Origin of the sequence: Yersinia sp. 1652 StPb PI (genome assembly GCF_041538345.1) — a bacterium.
In the GTDB taxonomy this organism is placed as follows: Bacteria; Pseudomonadota; Gammaproteobacteria; order Enterobacterales; family Enterobacteriaceae; genus Yersinia; species Yersinia enterocolitica_E.
On the sequence record NZ_JAULSM010000001.1, the window covers coordinates 1,348,471 to 1,367,922 of the forward strand.

Below are 19,452 nucleotides of genomic sequence, written 5' to 3' on the forward strand. Positions count from 1 at the left end.
CTTAAAGAGCCGCGATTATCAGCAGGGTAACCAGTGCGGCGACCACATACAGACAGTAGAGGCGGAAATCACCCTGTTGTAGCCATTGAATACGCTGGCTGAACCATTGGATCAGGCGAATAAGCGGGGCCACAATTTTGTCGTCCCATAGCGGCTCTACCCGCCCGGCACCACTGATCGAGTGCTCAAGAGCACGTTGCATCATCGGTGCGGGGGAGAGGGTTTTGCGTATTCGATAGAGTGGGGCAAACATCATCCGCAAGGGTTGAGTAAAACCACCGGCGGAGACGGTCATTGCTTGTTCGTAGGCATAACCACAGGCCCATGGGTCACCGCCATGGCGAAATGCCAGACGGCTGCCTTTGTAGAGACTGGCTATCAGTAAAATCACCAATGGCAGGATTAATAAGCCGAAGAAGATGTAGAGGGTAGACAGCATCGCTTGAGAACTGTGTTGTGGGAACAACAGCGCCCCTTGTGCAACCTGTAACGACTGTGCCGCAGGGGCCGCTATCAGGCTACTGGCAATGCGGGCAATCACCGGTGCTACCTGGGTGGCACCAATCCCCAATGCCAGGCACAGCAGGGCCAGCAACAGCATGGCTGCCGTCATTGGCCACGGCACTTCCCGCGCCTGTGCGGCTTTTTCCGTGCGCGGCAGGCCGCAGAAGCTAATGCCGTAGACTTTAACGAAGCACATGGCCGCCAGCGCGCCGGTAATTGCCAGCATGACGATGGCAATCGGTCCGGCCAGACGAATAATAAATCCACCATCTTTGGTCATAGTAAATAACGATTGATAGGTGAACCATTCACTGACAAAACCATTGAAGGGTGGCAGTGCTGAAATTGCCATACATCCCACCAGAAACGCCAGTGCGGTATACGGCATCATCCTTGCCAACCCACCCATCTTTTCCATATCTTTGGTGTGCACCCGGTAGATAACGGCGCCAGCGCCAAGGAACAATAACCCTTTGAATACTGCATGGTTAAGCAGATGGTAGAGTGCACCCAGTAGGCCAAGGGCGGCCAATATAGGCTGGTGGCCCGCGATACCTATCATGCCAACCCCAACGCCCATCAGAATAATGCCGATGTTTTCAACTGTGTGATAAGCCAGCAGCCGTTTGATATCGTGCTCGGCTAATGCATACAGCACTCCCAGTACCGATGACACCGCACCAAAGGCCAGCACCACCACTCCCCACCACATTTGGCTGGCACCGAGTAAATCGATACCAACCTTGATGATGCCGAAGATACCAATTTTTACCATCACGCCGGACATCAAGGCCGAGGCATGAGATGGGGCTGCGGGGTGGGCGCGTGGGAGCCAGCCATGTAATGGCAGCATCCCGGCTTTGGCACCAAAACCGAAGAAAGCCAGCAGGAAGATAACGGAAGCCATCACCGGCTCTGGATGCACCTGCCGGAAGGCGGCAAATTCCAGGCTGCCGCTCTGGCGGTACAATAAGAAGAAGGCAATCATGATTAACACGGAACCGGCGTGGGCAATCAGAAAGTAGAGTAGGCCGGCACTGATAGCATCGTCGTCTTGATCGGAAATCACCAGGAAGTAGGAAGCCAATGACATCATTTCAAAGAAAATAATAAAGTAGAAGGCGTTATCCACTACCACCAGTGCCACCATCGAGGCGATGAACAGGTTCATAAATACCCCCATTCCCCATGCCCCACGCCCTTTGTATTCCTGTACATAAGCCAGTGAATACAGCGAAGTGACGACCACCAGCAGTGAAATGACCATCAGCATAAAGGCCGCCAATGGATCAAGGCGCAGACTGAAGGCCGCGAAGGGGAAGGGTCCGGCGGTGATAAAGGTAATGATACCGCCCCCCAGTAAGGTTGGCGCGGCAGCCAGCAGGCCCGCAACCCCGCCCAGCAATGAGGCCAGCCCTGCGGCATAAATCGCCAGCGTTTCGCGACGAGCCAAAAGCAGCGAAAGTAGTGCACCAGCCAGATAGAGCAGTAAGGAGAGCCACAGTAGCTCCAGAGAGTTCATCATCTTTTCTGCTCCTCGTGAGAGAGGGTGGGCGAGCTGTCCCCGGTAATAAAGGGCAGGTCGTTGGCAAACCCACGGGCCGCAGCGAGCCGTTTAGCCTGATTGGCTTGCTCGATGCTGTGTTCATCCACCAACATCAGCGCGTTGGTGGGGCAGACCCGTACACATTCCGGTCCCTGTGGTTGGAAGCTACATAAGTCACATTTCACAGCAATGGTACGAACACCGGCCGTCCAGGCCAGGAATGGGTTCATATTGGCTGGGCTGAATGGCACATCAGACAGCTCGGTCATCGGAATATATTCAGGGAAGCTCTCCGGTACGGCTAATGGCTTACTGCCCGCGGGCGTAATTGCGCCAAACGGGCAGGCGATACCACAGAGCTTGCAGCCGATGCAGGTGGTTTCATCCAACTCAACGGCGTTATTGGTCAACGTGATGGCATTGACCGGACAGACTCGCGCGCACCATGCATCCTCGCAGTGGCGACAGAGAATCGGTGCTGTGACCGTGGCATTTCGCATCACGGTCAATCTGGGGTGCTGTTGTAAACCCTTGGCTTTATGCACCTGGCTGCAAGCAGCCATGCAGGTATTGCATCCAATACAAAGCCTCGACTCCGCAATGACAAAGCGGTTCATAGCCATACCCTCCGGGACAAAAATCTGGTGACAGTCAGGCTGATAGCAATCATTTCTAAGCTGCAAAGCATATTCTGTGCCAGCACGCCTGCTGCTGCTGTAAAAGAGCGGTGAAGGCACGCCTGCTGTGCATTGGGGCGGGGGGAGTAAATAGCGGAGATTTAAACGGCAGTGAAAATGGCGTAATTACGGTGGTTAAGTGTCGACATTAGTGACGAAACCGCCGCTCATCAATGACACTTCGACAGTGATTGCTCACTTTAATCATCTGGTCGCGGCCACATCTAAATAATAGTGTTATTTATTAGCTGTTTAGATGATTTTTCGCACAGGTGAAAATCAGCGTGTGGCTGGCATCTTCTTTGCATCGCTATTGTCAGGGATACGCCACAGGAGCAGCACGGTCATGCATGAAATAACCTTGTGCCAGCATGCTATTGCCATGATGGAACAGCAGGCCCGCTTACATGGCGCGCAGCGAATTACCGGGGTGTGGTTGGAAACCGGCGCATTTTCCTGCGTCGAACCGCAGGCATTAGAGTTCTGTTTTGAGTTGGTATGCCGAGGCACACTGGCGGAAGGTTGTGTGCTGCATCTTAGCCAGCAGCCGTCACAGGTGTGGTGCTTTGATTGCCAGCAGCAGGTTAATTTGCTGAGTAGCAAAGTGATACGTTGCCCATTGTGTGCCGGGAGCCATTTACGCATCGGCGCATCTGATGATGGCGTCATACTTAAGCGACTGGAGGTGGAATGAGTTTACTTTTTTTAACTGAAATTGGGCGATTGAATAACGCAGAGGCCAGGCTATGTGTATAGGTATCCCTGGTCAAATTGTCGCACTGGATGAAACTCAGCCCGGTACCGCCTGGGTGGATGTGTGCGGTGTGCGGCGTTCGGTGAATATTATGCTGGTGGCTGCCGACTCGCAGGCCAGTCTGGCATTAATCGGCCATTGGGTGCTGGTGCATGTTGGGTTTGCCATGAGCAGGCTGGATGAAGAGGAAGCGCTGGAAACTTTGCAGTTGTTACAGCAGATGGGGGAGGTTGAGAGTGATGTAGGGGCATTCTTGGGGCAAAGTGGTTAACCGGACGGGTGTATTATTAAAAACAGGATCGGGTTAGATTTCGGTAGTTAGTGCCTCACAGCTCACTTGACCTTTGATAAACCCAATCCAATAGCAAAAGCTAATTCAAAATCATGGTGCTGGTGCTGGTGCTGGTGCTGGTGCTGGATTTTTCTGCTTTTCTTCTGCCAGCCGGTGTTCCAGTTCAACCAATTGTTCTGGTGAGACGGCCGGATAACCTTGTGCGTCATCGGGGATCACATGTATCGCAGGGATAGGGATTAATGGCCCAAGAAAACGTGGTTCGCGTTTCAGAATATAGAGATCCGTCAATGCGCCGAGACGGGCAAAAATCTCACGCACTCGCACATTGAGCATATCTTTGGGGGACGGGACGGCAAAACACTGCGCCTGAATCCCCATATGGAGGGCGATAAACAGTGCCCGTTCGCAGTGGAAGCGCTGGGTAATGATAATAAAATCGTTGGTGTCGAATACCTTACGGGTGCGCACGATGGAGTCCAATGTTCGGAAGCCCGCGTAATCCAGTACGATATCAGCGGGGGCGACACCGGCGGCGATCAGGTCGCGGCGCATGGTCATCGGCTCATTATAACTTTGCAGCGCATTATCACCGCTGAGCAGTAAATAACTGACTTTGCCACTGTTATAGGCGTTTATCGCCCCTTGAATCCGGTATTGATAAAACTGATTAATACCACCAGTGCGATAATATTTAGCTGTACCCAAGACCACACCGACCTGCCGGTGGGGCAAGTCTTGTAGCTCATCATAGATAAAGGGGGCTGTTTTCCAGCTAATCCAGCGATCGAGCGCAATAGCAGTCACCATCAGCAACCCTACGATGGTAATCAAGCTAATAATCAGGCGTTTCCACATTCTCAGGCCTTTGATGCATTCAATCTACTGGTCATATTTGCAAGGCTACTTTACCTGCGCATGCGGCGCAAGCCTTATACCCTTCGTCCTTGAAGCTACAGCGTTGTTGGCTGCGCGTGCTAACCCGAATCACTGACATGAGTCAGCTCATCGGGATTATTTCACTGGCCGGCTAGCTGTAACTCCAATGCCTTTGGGTATTATCTTCGTCCTTGAAGCTACAGGGGGATTCGTTATTCAGCCCATACCGAAGTACAGGCCGAATAATAACTAGAACGATGTGCGCTTATAAGTGCGGTACTGCGGCTGCCAATAGTTATGCTCAATGGCTTTTGCCAGCGCTTCTTCTGAGGTAACAATGGCGACACCTTGCAACTGCGCCGCTTTGCCCACCTGCATTGCAATGCTCTTTGACACAGCCTGAATATCGTCGATACGCGGCAGCAATGCCCCTTCACCGTTCGATGCTAGTGGTGAACAGTCAGCCAATGCACGGCTGGCTGCCATCAACATACCGTCGGTCACCCGCCGGGCGCCCGATGCCAACACCCCCAAACCAATCCCTGGGAAGATATAAGAGTTATTGCATTGTGCAATCGGATACAGCTTCTCCTTATAACTAACCGGTGAGAATGGGCTGCCCGTGGCAACCAATGCGGCACCATCGGTCCAGTTAATAATGTCTTCTGGCCGTGCTTCAACCCGTGATGTCGGGTTAGACAATGGCATTACAATCGGCCGTGGACAGTGCTGGTGCATCTCGCGGATCAGCTCTTCAGTAAACAACCCCGGCTGGCCTGAGACACCAATCAGCACAGTCGGTTTAGCATTGCGCACCACATCCAGCAGTGAAATTGAGTCACTGGCCAGATTCCAGCTTTGTAGCGCCTCACTCTTTTGCACCAGTTTACTTTGGAAATCCAATAAGTTAGGTAGTTTGTCAGTCAACAGACCAAAACGGTCAACCATAAAGACTCGCGCCCGGGCCTGATCTTCACTCAAACCTTCTGAAATCATCTGTGCAATGATCTGTTCAGCAATACCGCAACCTGCTGATCCGGCGCCGAGGAAGGTGACGGTTTGGTCGCGTAACTGGCTGCCTGCGGCATGGCTGGCAGCAATCAGGCTACCCAGCGTGACCGCCGCGGTACCCTGAATATCATCATTGAAACAACATAGCTCGTCACGGTAGCGGTTCAGCAGCGGGGTGGCATTGTTCTGCGCAAAATCTTCAAACTGCAACAACACATTTGGCCAGCGGCGTTTGACCGCCTGAATGAATTCGTCAACAAAAGCATAATATTCATCACCGGAAATACGCGGATGACGCCATCCCATATACAGCGGGTCATTCAGGCGTTGCGGGTTGTTGGTCCCGACATCTAACACTACCGGCAATGTATAGGCTGGACTGATACCACCGCACGCGGTATACAGCGACAATTTACCAATGGGGATCCCCATGCCGCCAATGCCCTGATCGCCAAGGCCGAGAATACGCTCACCGTCGGTTACCACGATAACTTTTACGTTCTGTTTAGTGGCGTTTTGTAACATATCGTCAATGTGTTCACGGTTTGGGTAAGAGATAAATAACCCACGCGCACGACGATAGATATCAGAGAAGTGTTCACAAGCCTCGCCAACGGTAGGCGTGTAGATAATTGGCATCATCTCGCTGAGATGGGCGTCCAGCAGGCGGTAAAACAGAGTCTCATTGGTGTCTTGAATGTTGCGCAGATAGATATGCTTATCGTCGTCATTTTTAAAATCTTGATACTGGCGGTAAGCGCGCTCAGCTTGTTCTTCAATAGTTTCAACCGCTTCAGGCAACAATCCGTGTAAGTTAAAGTGGTTGCGCTCATCATTAGTAAAGGCGCTGCCTTTGTTAAGGAGAGGGAATTCCAACAGGATCGGACCAGCGTAGGGGATATAGAGGGTGCGCTTACTTTCGTATTCAAGTTCCATGAGTTTTACTCTTATATGACTATGGGTATTGATAGCAATTGTTGCCCTGATCCTAAAAGATAAGAAGAATATGTACAGCTTTTGTTAGTTAAATATGTCTGTAATCGGTAAAAGTGCGAGTTAACTTGCAGATTTAGCTGAGCAGTTTATTGGAACCCGGCGTCATTCGTTGCGAGGTCTTGGTGCTATTCGGCATCGCTCAGGCCGGCTTATGGCTTGGAATACCAGATGATTGATCAGGTTGTACACGCGGGAATGAGTTTCACTGCTATTTAGGGGAATAGGTAGGATTAGCGTGATAACCGGGGGTTAGCCATGTAACCCCCGATTAGTTGGGTATTATTTCGGCAAAAATGTCACGTGTTTTACATCATCGCAACCCAAGGCTGCCAGTGTTGCCAGTGTGGCATCCCACTGAGTCAGTGTCGGATTACTGCCCTCAATCAGCACCGCACGGCGAATGGCCGCGCAATCCCCACCGGTAATGTTGGTCAGGATCAATGCAGCTTGCAGCGGTGGCAGGCTGGGGTTGAAGGCGGCATTTTCTGCATAACGGCCCACATAGATAGCGCCATCAGCCGCTTCCAATGCAACACCGCTATGAGCATTGCTATAAGGAGCATGACTGTGGTTCGCACCTTCGAGGGCTGCCTGAGTCAGTGCATCGGTTTCAGCCACGGTGTAGCCATGAAACACCGGATCCATCAGCAGCGTGGTGATATCCAAATCTTTCGGGCCGAAAGAATCTGGCAAATAGTGACCCAGGGTTGCGGCAGGGCGGCCCGGCAAATGGATATGCAGGTCGGTTCCGCTATTCAGCTCATTCATAAACTGGCGGCAATGACCACAGGGAGTGTAATTAACAGTAATTGCGACCAGGCTGGCTTCGCCGCGTAACCAGGCATGAGTAACCGCACACTGCTCGGCATGAATGGTTTGTTGTAGCGGTACACCGCTAAACTCCATATTGGCGCCAAAATAGAGGTTGCCGCTGCTCCCCTGAGCGATAGCACCAACCATAAAATGAGAGATTGGCGCCAGCGCACACGCGGCAGCCAGCGGCAACAACGCGAATGCCAGCGCATTGTCATCCAACCCACTGATGCTTTTTACCGTTTCCACTTGCTTCGCTGTCAACATGGCAGGGAAATCGTTTGCGCTCAGAATAGGTTCAAGTGCTGATTGCAGTGAAGCGGGTAGCTTAGCCCAAGGGGCATGAAAACGTGCTTGCATAGGGAGTCTCTCCAAGAGTAACGGGAAACTATTTTAGGCAGCTTAGGGGCTTCTTGATGTGATTGAGGTCTCATTACTAATGAAATCGATGCAAGTAAAATCTCAAATGAGAGATGTATCTCAAATTTAAACCTGAAAACGGGCGCTATTTCACCTTGTTACTGTAGACCCTGATGTGCGTTTGCGCGCCAGGGTCTCACGCCATTAGCCGAACAAATGGAGTAACACCGGGAATAGGAAAGGAGCCAACAGTGAAGTGATAATCCCGCAGATTACCAGTGCCAGTGAGCTAAATGCGCCTTCCTGAAAGTCCATTTCAGCACAACGGGCGGTACCCAGTGCATGGGAGGCGGTACCCATGGCTAAACCTCGCGAGGCCTTAGTGGTTATCTTTAATAAATTTAGCAAGCTATGGCCAAATACCGCACCCAGAATACCGACAAAAATGACGCATACTGCGCTGATGGCGGGTAAGCCATGGATAGACTCAGCGACGGCCATGGCAATAGGTGTGGTGACAGATTTAGGCAATACCGAAGCCGCAATCTCCGGGGTTGCTCCCATCCACAGGGCGACCGCCGTACCACTGACCATGGCGGTAATACTGCCAATAAAACAGATACTGATAATGGATTTCCAGCGGGCGCGAATTTGATGCAATTGTTCATATAGCGGGAAAGCTAGCGCCACCACGGCGGGTTGCAGTAAATCATTTAATACTTTGCTGCCAGCAAAATAGTTGGCATAGGGCATATGCGTGACCAGCAGCAATGGAATGATAACAACCATCGATATCAATAATGGGTTAAGCAGTGGCATTTTCAGCCAGCGGGCTAAACGACGCGCACCAAAGAATACGATTAAGGTGAGTGGCAGTGACCACCATAAATTGCTGATCATTTGTCGTCCTCGGTATGGGTAGGAGAACCAATGACTTTGCGTTCGCGGTGAACATAATGAGAACTGTAAGCTACCACCAGCATGACAATTAGGGTGCTGACAAAGCAGGAAACTACGATGGGACCAAACTGTTTAGTCAGTTGGTCGTAGTACTGCATCACACCGACACCAATCGGCACAAACAACAGCGCCATATAACGGATCAGTAAGTGGCAACCGGGTTTCACCCAGATTGAAGGCAATATCTGGGATGCCAGCAGAGCAAATAGAATCAGCATCCCAATGATACTGCCAGGGATGGTGATAGGCAGCAGCAAGGCCAGTGCTTTACCCGCCCATAAGCACAGATAAATAATGGCGAAAGCCCGCAGGTACTGCCAGCAAAGTGAAGTCACATTGCGCATAGAAAAGGTCCTGAGTTACGGAGTGCATTCATCATACAATTAAGTTTGATTATGTGCTAGCTGTCACACTATGAATAATAGACTCATCATGTATCAAACTGTGAGCGTGTTGATTTGCTACTACACATAACTTATTCGCAGCCCTCCTTGCTGCATTTGGGCGACTATTGGGTATGTTCTGATACCTGATGGGGTTGAGCCGACTGCGTCTTAGCCAATCGATAGCCACGATAGAAAAATGCCAGCCCCAAAATAGCCGCGATAATCAGCATATAGAACATCATCTGCGGTGCGGCCCAGGCTAGCAAGAAGCCACAAAGTACCGGATTAATGGCTCCGCCTAATTGACCGAGATTTTGTACCCCATAGTAACTGCCTTTGAGATTCGCTGGAGCAATAAAATCGATAAACAAGTATTCGACTGGGATAACAATAATTTCGCCCAATGAGAAAATCGCCATTGCCAGCATCCATAGTGGAATTGAATCTTGAGCCGCCATAAATCCGAGTAGGCCAATGATAAAGAACAGGGTGCCAAACATCAGCCAGCGCATTAAGTTCTGCTGATTCATACGGCGACTTAATAAGTATTGCAGGGTAATCACAATAGTTGCATTAACGGTCATTACTGCCCCGATCACCTGATAGGCAAATTTAGCATCTGACACCGTAATCAGATATTGAGATAAATAACCCGAGAATTGGCCAAAGACAATAGCACTGAGCATGCTGCCGAGGGTGAAATAAATCAGCCGTTTATCACAACGTAAGATAGTAAATGTTTGGCGGAAATCCGGTACTGATTCGCTAGCTGAATGTTCTGTTGCTAACATATCGGTACTGCTTATTCTGAATTTCAACGCCACCGCGACCAGCAACGCCAATACCCCCGAAATGATAAAAGGCAATTGTGAGCCAAAACCAACCACCAAAACCCCCATCGCCGGCCCCACCGCCCAGCCGACATTGACCAGTGTGTAGTTAGCTGAAAAGGCTTTAATACGTTCATTTACTGGCAGCCAATCAGCAAAGCAGGCTTTGAGCGCGATACTGTAAACCGAGTAGGCCGAATGCAGCAGCGCCAAAATCAGAATGATCCAGGCCGGATGCTCAATCCATGGCAAAGTAAAAAATGTGGCAGAAAACAGACTTATTGCGAGCAAAATCAATAGCTTTTTATTGAATTTGTCCACCAGATAGCCACCATATAGGCTAGTGAAAATACCTAGCGTCAAACTTGCCCCTAACACCAGCCCGACTTTATCGGGAGCCAACTGAAAATGCTCAGCCAAATAGATAGTTATAAAGGGCAGGGTGATAGCTCGGCCAATAGTCAGGACCAGCGAAGCAATCAATAAATTGGTGACACGTGATGGAAATCCTTTCATGGTATTTTCTTTTTTAATTATTTGGATAATAAGATATATCTATGCGGATTATTTCTAATAAAAAGAATGACTCGCACAGCGCTACGACAGTGGCTCAACCAACTACATTAGACTATTGCGGCGATAAAAAGAGGGGGAGGGAGGAAAAATTTTTGTAAGCAGCAGATCGACCTGAATCGATCTGCCATTAATTGATATCGCCAAGGTCATGGGCGTTACCGCTAACATAGCAGTAACGTCAAGGACGAAGAGGATAATTAACCTAAATATTCGATGATTGACAGCCCAGCGTTATAATCGGTGCTGTAGATAATCCCTTGTGCATCAACAAACACATCACATGACTGAATAACTTGTGGCCGACCAGGGCGTTTATCCACCATTTTTTCCGGGGCTGCAGGCACTAATGCACCGGTTTCCTTCGGTTGGTATGGGTTACTGATGTCGTAAGCGCGCACTCCGGCATTTTGATAGGTAGCAAAAATCAGTGACGAACTGATAAAGCTGCCTGGGCGGTTCTCATGCAGATTGTGCGGGCCGAAATGCGCCCCTTTTGAGACGTAATCTCGCTCATCAGGTACCGGAAAAGTTGAGATACTCACCGGATTGCTTGGCGCACGAATATCGAACAGCCAAATATGCTTTTCACCATCTTCCTGATTATCCAGCACCGCCTCATCCAGCACCACTAATAGGTCGCGGTCTGGCAATGGGAGTGCAGTATGGGTGCCGCCGCCAAAGGGAGGGCTCCAGTTGCGATGGCTTATCAGTTTCGGCTCATGCCGGTCAGAGACATCCAGCAGGGTCAGGCCACCATCGCGCCAACTGCCATAGGCTGTATCACCGCTGATAATGGCATGATGCAATGCGTAACGTTTGCCTTCTGGCCAGCTTGGTTGCTCACCCGCCGCAGTATGCATGCCGGGTAAAGCATAACGCCCCGCCACCTGTGGTTTTTGCGGGTCAGCCAGATCAATGGTCAGGAAAATATAATCACTGTAGCCATCCAGCAATGCAGAAACATAAGCCCAGCGGCCGCCAACATACCAGATGCGATGAATACCAATACCATCAAGCGGCAGGAAGCTAATTTCACGCGGTCTATCCGGTATCGAAATATCAAAAATACGTAAACCGGCACTCCAACTGCGACCTTCCTGCCGGGTACTGACGGTTTGTGCTACGGAGCGAGTGTAATAGACTTTCTCTTGCGCAAAACTGGCGTCGGCAAACAGGTCGCGTGCGTTAATCACCAGCAGCAGGTCATCATGGACTTGTAAGTGTACGTTCCAGGTATTGGGGGGGGCGGCGATAAAACCTGCCGGGCGCGGATTTTTTGCATCCCGCACATCAATAATTGATACCCCTTGCGATACCATATGGCCGACATAGGCGTAGCCACGGTGCACCATTACCTGTACACCGTCGGGTTTTCCGCCCTGATTGCTATGGCCAATCAGCCGCATATTGCGGCTGTATTCGGGTTGTGGCAAGGAAGCTTGCGTTGCCATCTATTTCACTCCCAATCGGTTAGATTTACTGGCCGTTTTTGGCGGCAAGGGTGGCAAACCAGGGTGAGTTGAAATCATCAGATTGGCCCCAGCCCGGAATGATTTTACTCAAGCCTGCCACGTTAACCGCGCCGGGTTGACTGGCCAGCAAGGCTTGTGGAATGGATGCAGCACGGAACTCATAACTGGCAGGCGTCTCTTCCCCAGCAATCTTCTTGGCGACCAAACGCAAGTTAACGGCTCCAATCAGTTTAGGATCGACGGCAACACTGACTTTCCATGGGCTATTGGCTTCACGCATCAGTTGTAAATCCTGATTCGATATATCAATGCTGTAGAGTTTGATCTCGGTACGGCCATTTTCCTGTAAGGCTTTATAAGCGCCTTGAGTAAAGGCATCCCAAGTTCCCCAGATTGCATCGATTTTGCCTTTCGGATATTTTGCCAATACGGCACCGACTTTATTGGCGGTATCACCCTGCACATCAGAAGACACGGCTCCGATAGACTCCAGTTCATGAATACCCGGATTCTGTTTTAGCAGTGCCTGATAAGCGGCCTGGCGACGTTCCATCGGTGGGAAACCGGCAACCCAAAGCTTGATGATATTGGCTTTACCGTTGAAGTCTTTGACCAATTGACCAAAGGATTCATTGGTCAGGGATGCATCATCCTGCTGAGTGACGGTCAGGCCGGGAATCTCGCCCTGAATAGCGGTATCGAACACCGATACCGCAATACCGCTGGCTGCAATCCGTTTGACCAGTTCGGTTGAGTACGGGTCACGCCCCTGAGAGAGAATGATGCCGTCATATTTTTGGCTGATGGCCTGATTCACAAAGTCTTGAAAACGGGCGTCGTCACCATTGCTCAAGAAGGTATCGACTTTGAAACCGAGCTTTTTACCTTCTTTTAATACACCGGACAAAAACTGAGTGGTGTTGTCATCAGATCCCAGGTTACGGATCACGGCAATTTTAATCTGCCCTGGATGTTTGGCGATAGCATCTGGGATCGGGGCTACCGTGGCGGTGTCCGCTGCGAATACCGGCAGTGCTGTCAGTAGGCTCAGGGCCAGCAAAGGGGAAGCAATTTTTTTCATCCGAAACTCCGTCATGGTGTCGATAAGTTATGCAAAGTGAGTGTTGTTGTCGTTGTTATGGCTATCTTTGTGTCTAGACGTCTATTCGCTGCTGTACAGCATCATAACCATAACTATTTTGATTAGGAATTAACTTTGTTATGAATTTTTGGATTGGGTTATATCTTTTAGTTTGGATGGCTTAAATAAGCAGCAAAATAGGGCGAATGGATTATTATGCTGCGAGGAAATAGGCTTAATAACCTTTCTATTGCAATGGTTTATTCTGACGATGAGTATTCCTTATTTTTATTAGGATTAATTTTTTATTTCGTTGTTTGCTCAGTACTGATACCCTAATGAAAATGTGTAGTAATCAATAATAGAGGTTCAATTCCATAATATAGATAGGTTTTGTAATGTTAAAGTTAATGATATTTAAAGGATTAAAGTCACTATGGAAAAAGTTAGCAGTCTATATAAATTCAGGCAGGAGAGTGCTGATAGAACACAACTGAGTTTGTGCTGTTTTACCTATAAGAACATCTATTTTTATCTGTCACGCAGTGAGTTTTTATTTCTATTTATTCGCTATTTATTAGCATTAACGGTACTTATTTTTTTAATAATGATACTATTTCCTGATTTAGCAGATGAAGTCTTGTCTTTATCGATTCAGGTTTTCCCCGCAGTCTACTCATTAGTCTTATTGCTGCCTTGCTACAATCGGTTAACCTACCAAAATCTGACGCCTTATTGGTTGGTTTTTCATCTTTTCCCCATTATTGAAATGGTTATACACAATACAGTTACCTCATTCTTATCAGATTTATTTTTACTGTATCTGATATTTATCAATATTTATAATGTGAAACTGCCAGATTGTGAGCGAAAAAAACAATTTGCTGCTGTTATACCGGAAGAGTATCCGTTTGGTCTCACTATTGCTTGCTTTAGTGCATTATATATAAGTTTCTTTCTATTATTTGAACTGGATGATGCCGTTATTTCCCTGATGTTACTGTCGTGGATTTTCTTTTTACTGGCAAGGTGGCATTGGCCGGTTGTGATGTTAAATTTATTAGGCGTCATCGGCGTATTTTGGTTTTTCGCATCAGGTTTTGTCGAGATGAAACATCATAAGAATATTATTATTAATGCGCTAATTAAGGTTTCCTTGCTGGACAGTATTCTGTTTCTTATTTTCTCATTAAGCTTATTTATTAATATGCTGTTTTGGTTGGAGGCATGGCAACGGGAGCGGTTGTCCACCATTACCAACATTGTGCGATAAAAAATGCCGGTTGGGTTTCCCCTGACCGGCATTTTTGCTATTTCCTGACAATTTAGTTATTCCCTGACAACCACTTTCGTCAGAGAACTCTGTCATACATCAAATCATTTCACTTGCATGCCGGGTTGGGCACCACTGTCTGGGCTAAGCAGGAAGATATCTTTACCGCCAGGGCCTGCTGCCATCACCATACCTTCTGAAAGACCGAAGCGCATTTTGCGTGGTGCCAGGTTAGCCACCATCATGGTCAATCGGCCTTCCAATACTTTCGGGTCAGGATAGGCAGAACGGATGCCAGAGAAGACCTGGCGAGTTTGGCCGCCGATATCCAAAGTCAATTTCAATAACTTATCAGAGCCTTCAACAAATTCTGCCTGCTGAATCAGCGCAATACGCATATCCACTTTAGCAAAATCATCAAAACTGATGGTTTCCTGAATCGGAGAGTCAGCTAATGGCCCGGTGGCTACCACTGTTGGTGCCATATCCGCTTTAGACGAAGTAACCATTTCGTTAACTTTATCTAAATCGATACGATTGAACAGGGCTTTAAAGGTATTGATCTGATGGCCTAACAGCGGTTGTTGAATGCTATCCCACGTCAGTTCGGTATTGAGGAAAGCCTCAGTACGTTCAGTCAGCGATGGCAATACCGGTTTCAGGTAAGTCATCAGTACGCGGAACAGATTGATACCCAAGGAGCAAACCGCTTGTAGGTCGGCATCGCGACCTTCCTCTTTCGCTATCACCCACGGGGCTTGTTCATCAACATAACGATTGGCAATATCAGCCAGTGCCATGATTTCACGGATAGCTTTGCCTGATTCGCGGCTGTTATAGGCATCTGCAATGCTGATAGCCGCATCAGTGAAGGTTTTATACAGCACCGGATCTGCCAACTGGTCGGCTAATTTACCGCCAAAGCGTTTATTGATAAAACCTGCATTACGCGAAGCCAGATTCACAACTTTATTGACGATATCGGTATTAACACGCTGGACAAAATCTTCCAGATTTAAATCAATATCATCAATGCGTGAAGAGAGTTTCGCGGCGTAGTAATAACGCAAGCAATCAGCATCAAAGTGTTGCAGGTAGGTGCTGGCTTTAATGAATGTGCCGCGTGATTTCGACATTTTCGCGCCGTTTACCGTGACATAACCATGAACAAAGATATTGGTCGGTTTGCGGAAATTGCTACCTTCCAACATGGCAGGCCAAAACAGGCTATGGAAGTAAACAATGTCTTTACCAATAAAGTGATAAAGATCGGTTTCAGAACCTTCACGCCAGAACTCATCAAAGTCCAGATCGCCGCGCTTGTCGCACAGATTCTTAAACGACCCCATATAGCCGATTGGGGCATCCAGCCAGACATAGAAATATTTACCTGGCGCATCCGGCACTTCAAAACCGAAGTAGGGCGCATCACGGGTGATATCCCACTGTTGTAGGCCAGACTCAAACCATTCTTGCATTTTGTTCGCAACTTGCTCTTGCAGCGCACCAGAACGCGTCCAGGCTTGTAACATATCGCTGAAGGCCGGCAGGTCGAAGAAGAAATGTTCAGATTCGCGCATCACCGGAGTCGCACCAGAAACCGCCGATTTTGGGCTGATAAGTTCAGTCGGGCTGTAGGTTGCGCCACACACTTCACAGTTATCGCCATATTGATCTGGCGCTTTACACTTCGGACAGGTGCCTTTGACAAAACGATCGGGCAGGAACATGCCTTTCTCAGGGTCATAGAGCTGAGAAATGGTGCGATTCTTGATATAACCGTTTGCTTTCAGACGGCTGTATATCAGGCTCGACAGTTCACGGTTTTCATCACTGTGAGTGGAGTGATAGTTATCATAACTGATAGCGAAACCGGCGAAATCCTGTTGGTGTTCCTGGCTCATTTCGGCAATCATCTGCTCTGGTTCGATACCCAGTTGCTGAGCTTTCAGCATGATCGGGGTGCCGTGGGCATCATCTGCACAGATAAAATGAACCTGGTTGCCGCGCATTCGCTGGAAACGGACCCAGATATCTGCCTGGATGTGCTCGAGCATGTGGCCGAGATGTATAGAACCGTTAGCGTATGGTAGCGCGGACGTCACCAATATTTTTTTCGCGACTTGAGCCATAGTGGGAAATTGCTTTCTTTATGTCGATTAAAGGGTCTTTGATGTTAACCGATATGCTGGCTTGCCGCTAGGGTAAGGCAACCCGCACTTTGCCTTAAGTCATAATCGGTTTACTTTTGTGACACAGGGGCAACTGAGTTCTGGTACACTATCATTGGTTAATAACGATAAATTCAAGGAGCCGGGATGAGCCCAAAATCCCCCGAGCAGACCACCCCTGACCTGCTGCAATCACAAATTTCAAAGGTTCTTACGGCCTTTACTCACCCAACCTTGCAAAAGGATCTCCATACCCTGCGTGCTATCCACCATTGCGCCTTATTGGACAATGTGTTGCATATCGAGCTGGTGATGCCGTTTGCCTGGCAATATGGTTTTGATGCATTGAAAGAGTCGGTCAGCGGGGAATTGCTGGCAGTGACTGGTGCTAAAGCTATTGATTGGAAGCTGTCACATAATATCACCACGCTCAAACGTGCCAATGATCAGCCGGGTATCAAAGGCGTGCGTAATATTGTGGCTGTCAGTTCGGGTAAAGGTGGTGTGGGGAAATCCAGTACCGCCGTTAATCTGGCACTGGCATTGGCGGAAGAGGGGGCCAAAGTCGGCATTCTGGATGCCGATATTTATGGCCCTTCCATTCCCAATATGCTTGGAACCATGAATCAGCGGCCAACGTCCCCTGACGGCAAGCATATGGCACCGATCATGGCTCACGGTCTGGCGACTAACTCGATTGGTTATCTGGTCACTGATGAGAACGCTATGGTGTGGCGCGGCCCGATGGCCAGTAAGGCATTGATGCAGATGCTGCAAGACACCTTATGGCCGGACTTGGATTATTTGGTGATTGATATGCCACCGGGTACCGGTGATATCCAGTTGACGCTGTCGCAAAATATCCCGGTGACGGGAGCATTGGTGGTGACAACGCCACAAGACATTGCCTTAATCGATGCCATGAAAGGCATTGTGATGTTTGAGAAAGTGCATGTGCCAGTGTTGGGTATTATTGAAAATATGAGCATGCATATTTGCAGCAATTGCGGCCACTTGGAGCCTATTTTCGGCACCGGCGGGGCGGAGAAACTGGCGCAGAAGTACCATTGCAAACTGTTGGGCCAAATTCCATTGCATATTTCTTTGCGCGAAGACCTTGATCGCGGCGAACCAACGGTTATTAGCCACCCTGACAGTGAATTTGCTGATATCTATCGCCAACTGGCATCAAATGTGGCGGCAGAGATGTACTGGCAAGGGGAAGCTATCCCAACGGAAATCTCATTCCGCGCGGTGTAACAGCCGCTAACACCCCTGCGGCGTCAAAGACGCAAAATTATACCCAAAGTCATTGGCGTTGCAGGTAGGCAGCAAACGAATAAACCCCGATGAGCTGACATAGGTCAGTAATTCGGGGGCGTGAGAGCCGCTAACACCCCTGCGGCGTCAAAGACGCAGGGTATAGTGCTGGCATCAAACCCGCTAACTCCTTATAATTGCCGCGCTCGAAGCACCTAGCGTGCTTTGTCTCCCCTCACACTTCGTAATCAGGTCTTTAATTTTATGACTGACAAAGCACACCAGTGCGTCATTATCGGGATAGCGGGTGCCTCAGCCTCCGGAAAAAGTCTTATCGCCAGCACGCTGTATCGCGAATTACGCGAGCAGGTAGGTGACCAACATATCGGCGTTATCCCTGAGGATGGTTATTACAAAGACCAGAGTCATCTGTCAATGGAAGAGCGGGTCAAAACCAACTATGACCATCCCAGTGCCATGGATCACAACTTATTGCTGGAGCATTTGCAATCGTTGAAAGCAGGCCGGTCGATTGAACTGCCGCTTTACAGTTACACTGAGCACACCCGCAAAAAAGAAACCGTCCATTTAGAACCCAAAAAAGTGATTATTTTGGAAGGGATCTTGTTGTTGACCGATATCCGTCTGCGTCAGGAGATGAATTTCTCGATCTTTGTTGATACCCCGCTGGATATCTGCCTGATGCGCCGTATGAAGCGTGATGTTAATGAGCGTGGTCGTTCGATGGACTCTGTGATGGCGCAATATCAGAAGACTGTGCGTCCAATGTTTCTGCAATTTATAGAACCATCCAAACAATATGCTGACATTATCGTTCCTCGCGGTGGTAAGAACCGAATTGCGATCGATATTCTAAAAGCGAAAATCAGTCAGTTCTTTGAGTAATGTTCGTCTGGACCTTTGCTTCTTAATATGGCAGCTTGCGTAGTAGATAAGCTGTAACATGCGAATTTTGATGGAGATTTTAGCAATGAGACTGTGCGATCGTGACATAGAAGCCTGGCTGGACAGCGGTAAATTAGGTATTGATCCTCGCCCACCGGTAGAACGTATCAATGGTGCCACAGTCGATGTTCGCTTAGGCAACCAATTCCGTGTATTCAATGGTCACACGGCGGCATTTATTGACTTAAGCGGTCCTAAGGATGAAGTCAGCGAAGCGCTGGAACGAGTCATGAGCGATGAAATCAATCTGCCGGAAGGAGAGGCATTCTTCCTGCATCCAGGGGAGTTGGCGCTGGCAGTGACACTGGAGTCGGTGACAATCCCTGATGACTTGGTCGGCTGGCTTGATGGTCGTTCCTCATTAGCTCGCCTTGGATTAATGGTGCATGTTACCGCACACCGTATAGATCCGGGTTGGCAAGGCAGGATTGTGCTGGAGTTCTATAATTCAGGTAAGCTGCCATTGGCGCTACGCCCAGGGATGTTAATTGGCGCGCTGAGTTTTGAACCACTCTCCGGCCCGGCAGCGCGCCCTTATAACAGCCGTCAGGACGCAAAATATCGTGGTCAACAAGGTGCTGTAGCCAGTCGTATCGATAAAGATTAGCCATTTCTTGCGCAAAGTTTAGCCTGTTTGGACTTTTT

At 49.0% G+C, this 19,452-nt stretch carries 17 protein-coding genes; 6 read left to right on the top strand and 11 right to left on the bottom strand.

Annotation, left to right across the window (positions count from 1 at the left end):
* Position 1: 1 nt before the first annotated feature.
* Both hyfB and Q2T71_RS06150 read right to left on the bottom strand, forming a co-directional pair.
* On the bottom strand, positions 2-2,029 hold the full coding sequence (hyfB, locus tag Q2T71_RS06145; protein ID WP_372558450.1) for a hydrogenase 4 subunit B: 2,028 nt from the start codon (positions 2,027-2,029) through the stop codon (positions 2-4).
* On the bottom strand, positions 2,026-2,667 hold the full coding sequence (locus Q2T71_RS06150; protein WP_372558451.1) for a 4Fe-4S dicluster domain-containing protein: 642 nt from the start codon (positions 2,665-2,667) through the stop codon (positions 2,026-2,028). Before Q2T71_RS06150 ends, hyfB begins: the two co-directional genes overlap by 4 nt.
* A 406-nt stretch (positions 2,668-3,073) precedes the next feature.
* Here Q2T71_RS06150 and hypA point away from each other — a divergent pair, with 406 nt between their 5' ends.
* Together hypA and Q2T71_RS06160 are read left to right on the top strand one after the other, a co-directional pair.
* Entirely contained in the window at positions 3,074-3,421 is a 348-nt protein-coding gene (hypA, locus tag Q2T71_RS06155) for a hydrogenase maturation nickel metallochaperone HypA (RefSeq protein ID WP_083159365.1), read from the top strand.
* A 52-nt stretch (positions 3,422-3,473) separates the two neighbouring features.
* Positions 3,474-3,752 (top strand): HypC/HybG/HupF family hydrogenase formation chaperone, encoded by a 279-nt coding sequence (locus Q2T71_RS06160; protein ID WP_372558452.1) that lies wholly within the window; start codon positions 3,474-3,476, stop codon positions 3,750-3,752.
* A 111-nt stretch (positions 3,753-3,863) separates the two neighbouring features.
* On the opposite strand, the gene sanA is transcribed toward Q2T71_RS06160, so the two are convergent.
* The 8 genes from sanA to Q2T71_RS06200 form a co-directional block, all read right to left on the bottom strand.
* Positions 3,864-4,631, bottom strand: a complete 768-nt coding sequence (gene sanA / locus Q2T71_RS06165) for an outer membrane permeability protein SanA (protein ID WP_372558453.1) — start codon at positions 4,629-4,631, stop codon at positions 3,864-3,866.
* Between the two features lie 270 nt (positions 4,632-4,901).
* Positions 4,902-6,599 carry an NAD-dependent malic enzyme gene (locus Q2T71_RS06170; protein ID WP_372558454.1) on the bottom strand — a complete coding sequence of 566 codons (1,698 nt, stop codon included), beginning with the start codon at positions 6,597-6,599 and terminating at the stop codon, positions 4,902-4,904.
* Between the two features lie 339 nt (positions 6,600-6,938).
* Positions 6,939-7,832, bottom strand: a complete 894-nt coding sequence (gene cdd, locus Q2T71_RS06175) for a cytidine deaminase (protein WP_372558455.1) — start codon at positions 7,830-7,832, stop codon at positions 6,939-6,941.
* A gap of 204 nt (positions 7,833-8,036) precedes the next feature.
* Positions 8,037-8,732 (bottom strand): CidB/LrgB family autolysis modulator, encoded by a 696-nt coding sequence (locus Q2T71_RS06180; protein ID WP_032906846.1) that lies wholly within the window; start codon positions 8,730-8,732, stop codon positions 8,037-8,039.
* A complete protein-coding gene (locus Q2T71_RS06185; protein ID WP_083159360.1) occupies positions 8,729-9,136 on the bottom strand; it encodes a CidA/LrgA family protein in 408 nt (135 codons plus the stop codon). The genes Q2T71_RS06180 and Q2T71_RS06185 overlap by 4 nt, the downstream gene beginning before the upstream one ends.
* Before the next feature lie 164 nt (positions 9,137-9,300).
* On the bottom strand, positions 9,301-10,524 hold the full coding sequence (locus tag Q2T71_RS06190; protein ID WP_083159359.1) for an MFS transporter: 1,224 nt from the start codon (positions 10,522-10,524) through the stop codon (positions 9,301-9,303).
* Positions 10,525-10,781: 257 nt separating this feature from the next.
* Positions 10,782-12,035 carry an LVIVD repeat-containing protein gene (locus Q2T71_RS06195; RefSeq protein WP_372558456.1) on the bottom strand — a complete coding sequence of 418 codons (1,254 nt, stop codon included), beginning with the start codon at positions 12,033-12,035 and terminating at the stop codon, positions 10,782-10,784.
* 25 nt (positions 12,036-12,060) lie between these two features.
* On the bottom strand, positions 12,061-13,137 hold the full coding sequence (locus Q2T71_RS06200; protein WP_193784687.1) for a sugar ABC transporter substrate-binding protein: 1,077 nt from the start codon (positions 13,135-13,137) through the stop codon (positions 12,061-12,063).
* 436 nt (positions 13,138-13,573) lie between these two features.
* On the opposite strand from Q2T71_RS06200, the gene Q2T71_RS06205 reads away from it, so the two are divergent.
* The gene (locus tag Q2T71_RS06205; protein WP_372558457.1) at positions 13,574-14,410 is read left to right on the top strand and encodes a hypothetical protein; all 837 of its coding nucleotides are present in this window, start codon (positions 13,574-13,576) and stop codon (positions 14,408-14,410) included.
* Positions 14,411-14,514: 104 nt separating this feature from the next.
* On the opposite strand, the gene metG is transcribed toward Q2T71_RS06205, so the two are convergent.
* Positions 14,515-16,542, bottom strand: coding sequence for a methionine--tRNA ligase (metG, locus tag Q2T71_RS06210; RefSeq protein WP_372558458.1), 2,028 nt, complete (start codon positions 16,540-16,542; stop codon positions 14,515-14,517).
* A 186-nt stretch (positions 16,543-16,728) separates the two neighbouring features.
* Here metG and apbC point away from each other — a divergent pair, with 186 nt between their 5' ends.
* The 3 genes from apbC (at position 16,729) to dcd (ending at position 19,414) form a co-directional block, all read left to right on the top strand.
* Positions 16,729-17,841, top strand: coding sequence for an iron-sulfur cluster carrier protein ApbC (gene apbC / locus Q2T71_RS06215; protein ID WP_083159354.1), 1,113 nt, complete (start codon positions 16,729-16,731; stop codon positions 17,839-17,841).
* Between the two features lie 264 nt (positions 17,842-18,105).
* Positions 18,106-18,747, top strand: a complete 642-nt coding sequence (udk, locus tag Q2T71_RS06220) for a uridine kinase (protein WP_083159353.1) — start codon at positions 18,106-18,108, stop codon at positions 18,745-18,747.
* 85 nt (positions 18,748-18,832) lie between these two features.
* Entirely contained in the window at positions 18,833-19,414 is a 582-nt protein-coding gene (dcd, locus tag Q2T71_RS06225) for a dCTP deaminase (protein WP_032906849.1), read from the top strand.
* Positions 19,415-19,452 lie beyond the last annotated feature (38 nt).

Bases quoted from the DNA above. Each gene is read 5' to 3' on its own strand.
- hyfB (WP_372558450.1), bottom strand. From the start codon at position 2,029: ATGATGAACTCTCTGGAGCTACTGTGGCTCTCCTTACTGCTCTATCTG.
- Q2T71_RS06150 (WP_372558451.1), bottom strand. From the start codon at position 2,667: ATGAACCGCTTTGTCATTGCGGAGTCGAGGCTTTGTATTGGATGCAAT.
- hypA (WP_083159365.1), top strand. From the start codon at position 3,074: ATGCATGAAATAACCTTGTGCCAGCATGCTATTGCCATGATGGAACAG.
- Q2T71_RS06160 (WP_372558452.1), top strand. From the start codon at position 3,474: ATGTGTATAGGTATCCCTGGTCAAATTGTCGCACTGGATGAAACTCAG.
- sanA (WP_372558453.1), bottom strand. From the start codon at position 4,631: ATGTGGAAACGCCTGATTATTAGCTTGATTACCATCGTAGGGTTGCTG.
- Q2T71_RS06170 (WP_372558454.1), bottom strand. From the start codon at position 6,599: ATGGAACTTGAATACGAAAGTAAGCGCACCCTCTATATCCCCTACGCT.
- cdd (WP_372558455.1), bottom strand. From the start codon at position 7,832: ATGCAAGCACGTTTTCATGCCCCTTGGGCTAAGCTACCCGCTTCACTG.
- Q2T71_RS06180 (WP_032906846.1), bottom strand. From the start codon at position 8,732: ATGATCAGCAATTTATGGTGGTCACTGCCACTCACCTTAATCGTATTC.
- Q2T71_RS06185 (WP_083159360.1), bottom strand. From the start codon at position 9,136: ATGCGCAATGTGACTTCACTTTGCTGGCAGTACCTGCGGGCTTTCGCC.
- Q2T71_RS06190 (WP_083159359.1), bottom strand. From the start codon at position 10,524: ATGAAAGGATTTCCATCACGTGTCACCAATTTATTGATTGCTTCGCTG.
- Q2T71_RS06195 (WP_372558456.1), bottom strand. From the start codon at position 12,035: ATGGCAACGCAAGCTTCCTTGCCACAACCCGAATACAGCCGCAATATG.
- Q2T71_RS06200 (WP_193784687.1), bottom strand. From the start codon at position 13,137: ATGAAAAAAATTGCTTCCCCTTTGCTGGCCCTGAGCCTACTGACAGCA.
- Q2T71_RS06205 (WP_372558457.1), top strand. From the start codon at position 13,574: ATGGAAAAAGTTAGCAGTCTATATAAATTCAGGCAGGAGAGTGCTGAT.
- metG (WP_372558458.1), bottom strand. From the start codon at position 16,542: ATGGCTCAAGTCGCGAAAAAAATATTGGTGACGTCCGCGCTACCATAC.
- apbC (WP_083159354.1), top strand. From the start codon at position 16,729: ATGAGCCCAAAATCCCCCGAGCAGACCACCCCTGACCTGCTGCAATCA.
- udk (WP_083159353.1), top strand. From the start codon at position 18,106: ATGACTGACAAAGCACACCAGTGCGTCATTATCGGGATAGCGGGTGCC.
- dcd (WP_032906849.1), top strand. From the start codon at position 18,833: ATGAGACTGTGCGATCGTGACATAGAAGCCTGGCTGGACAGCGGTAAA.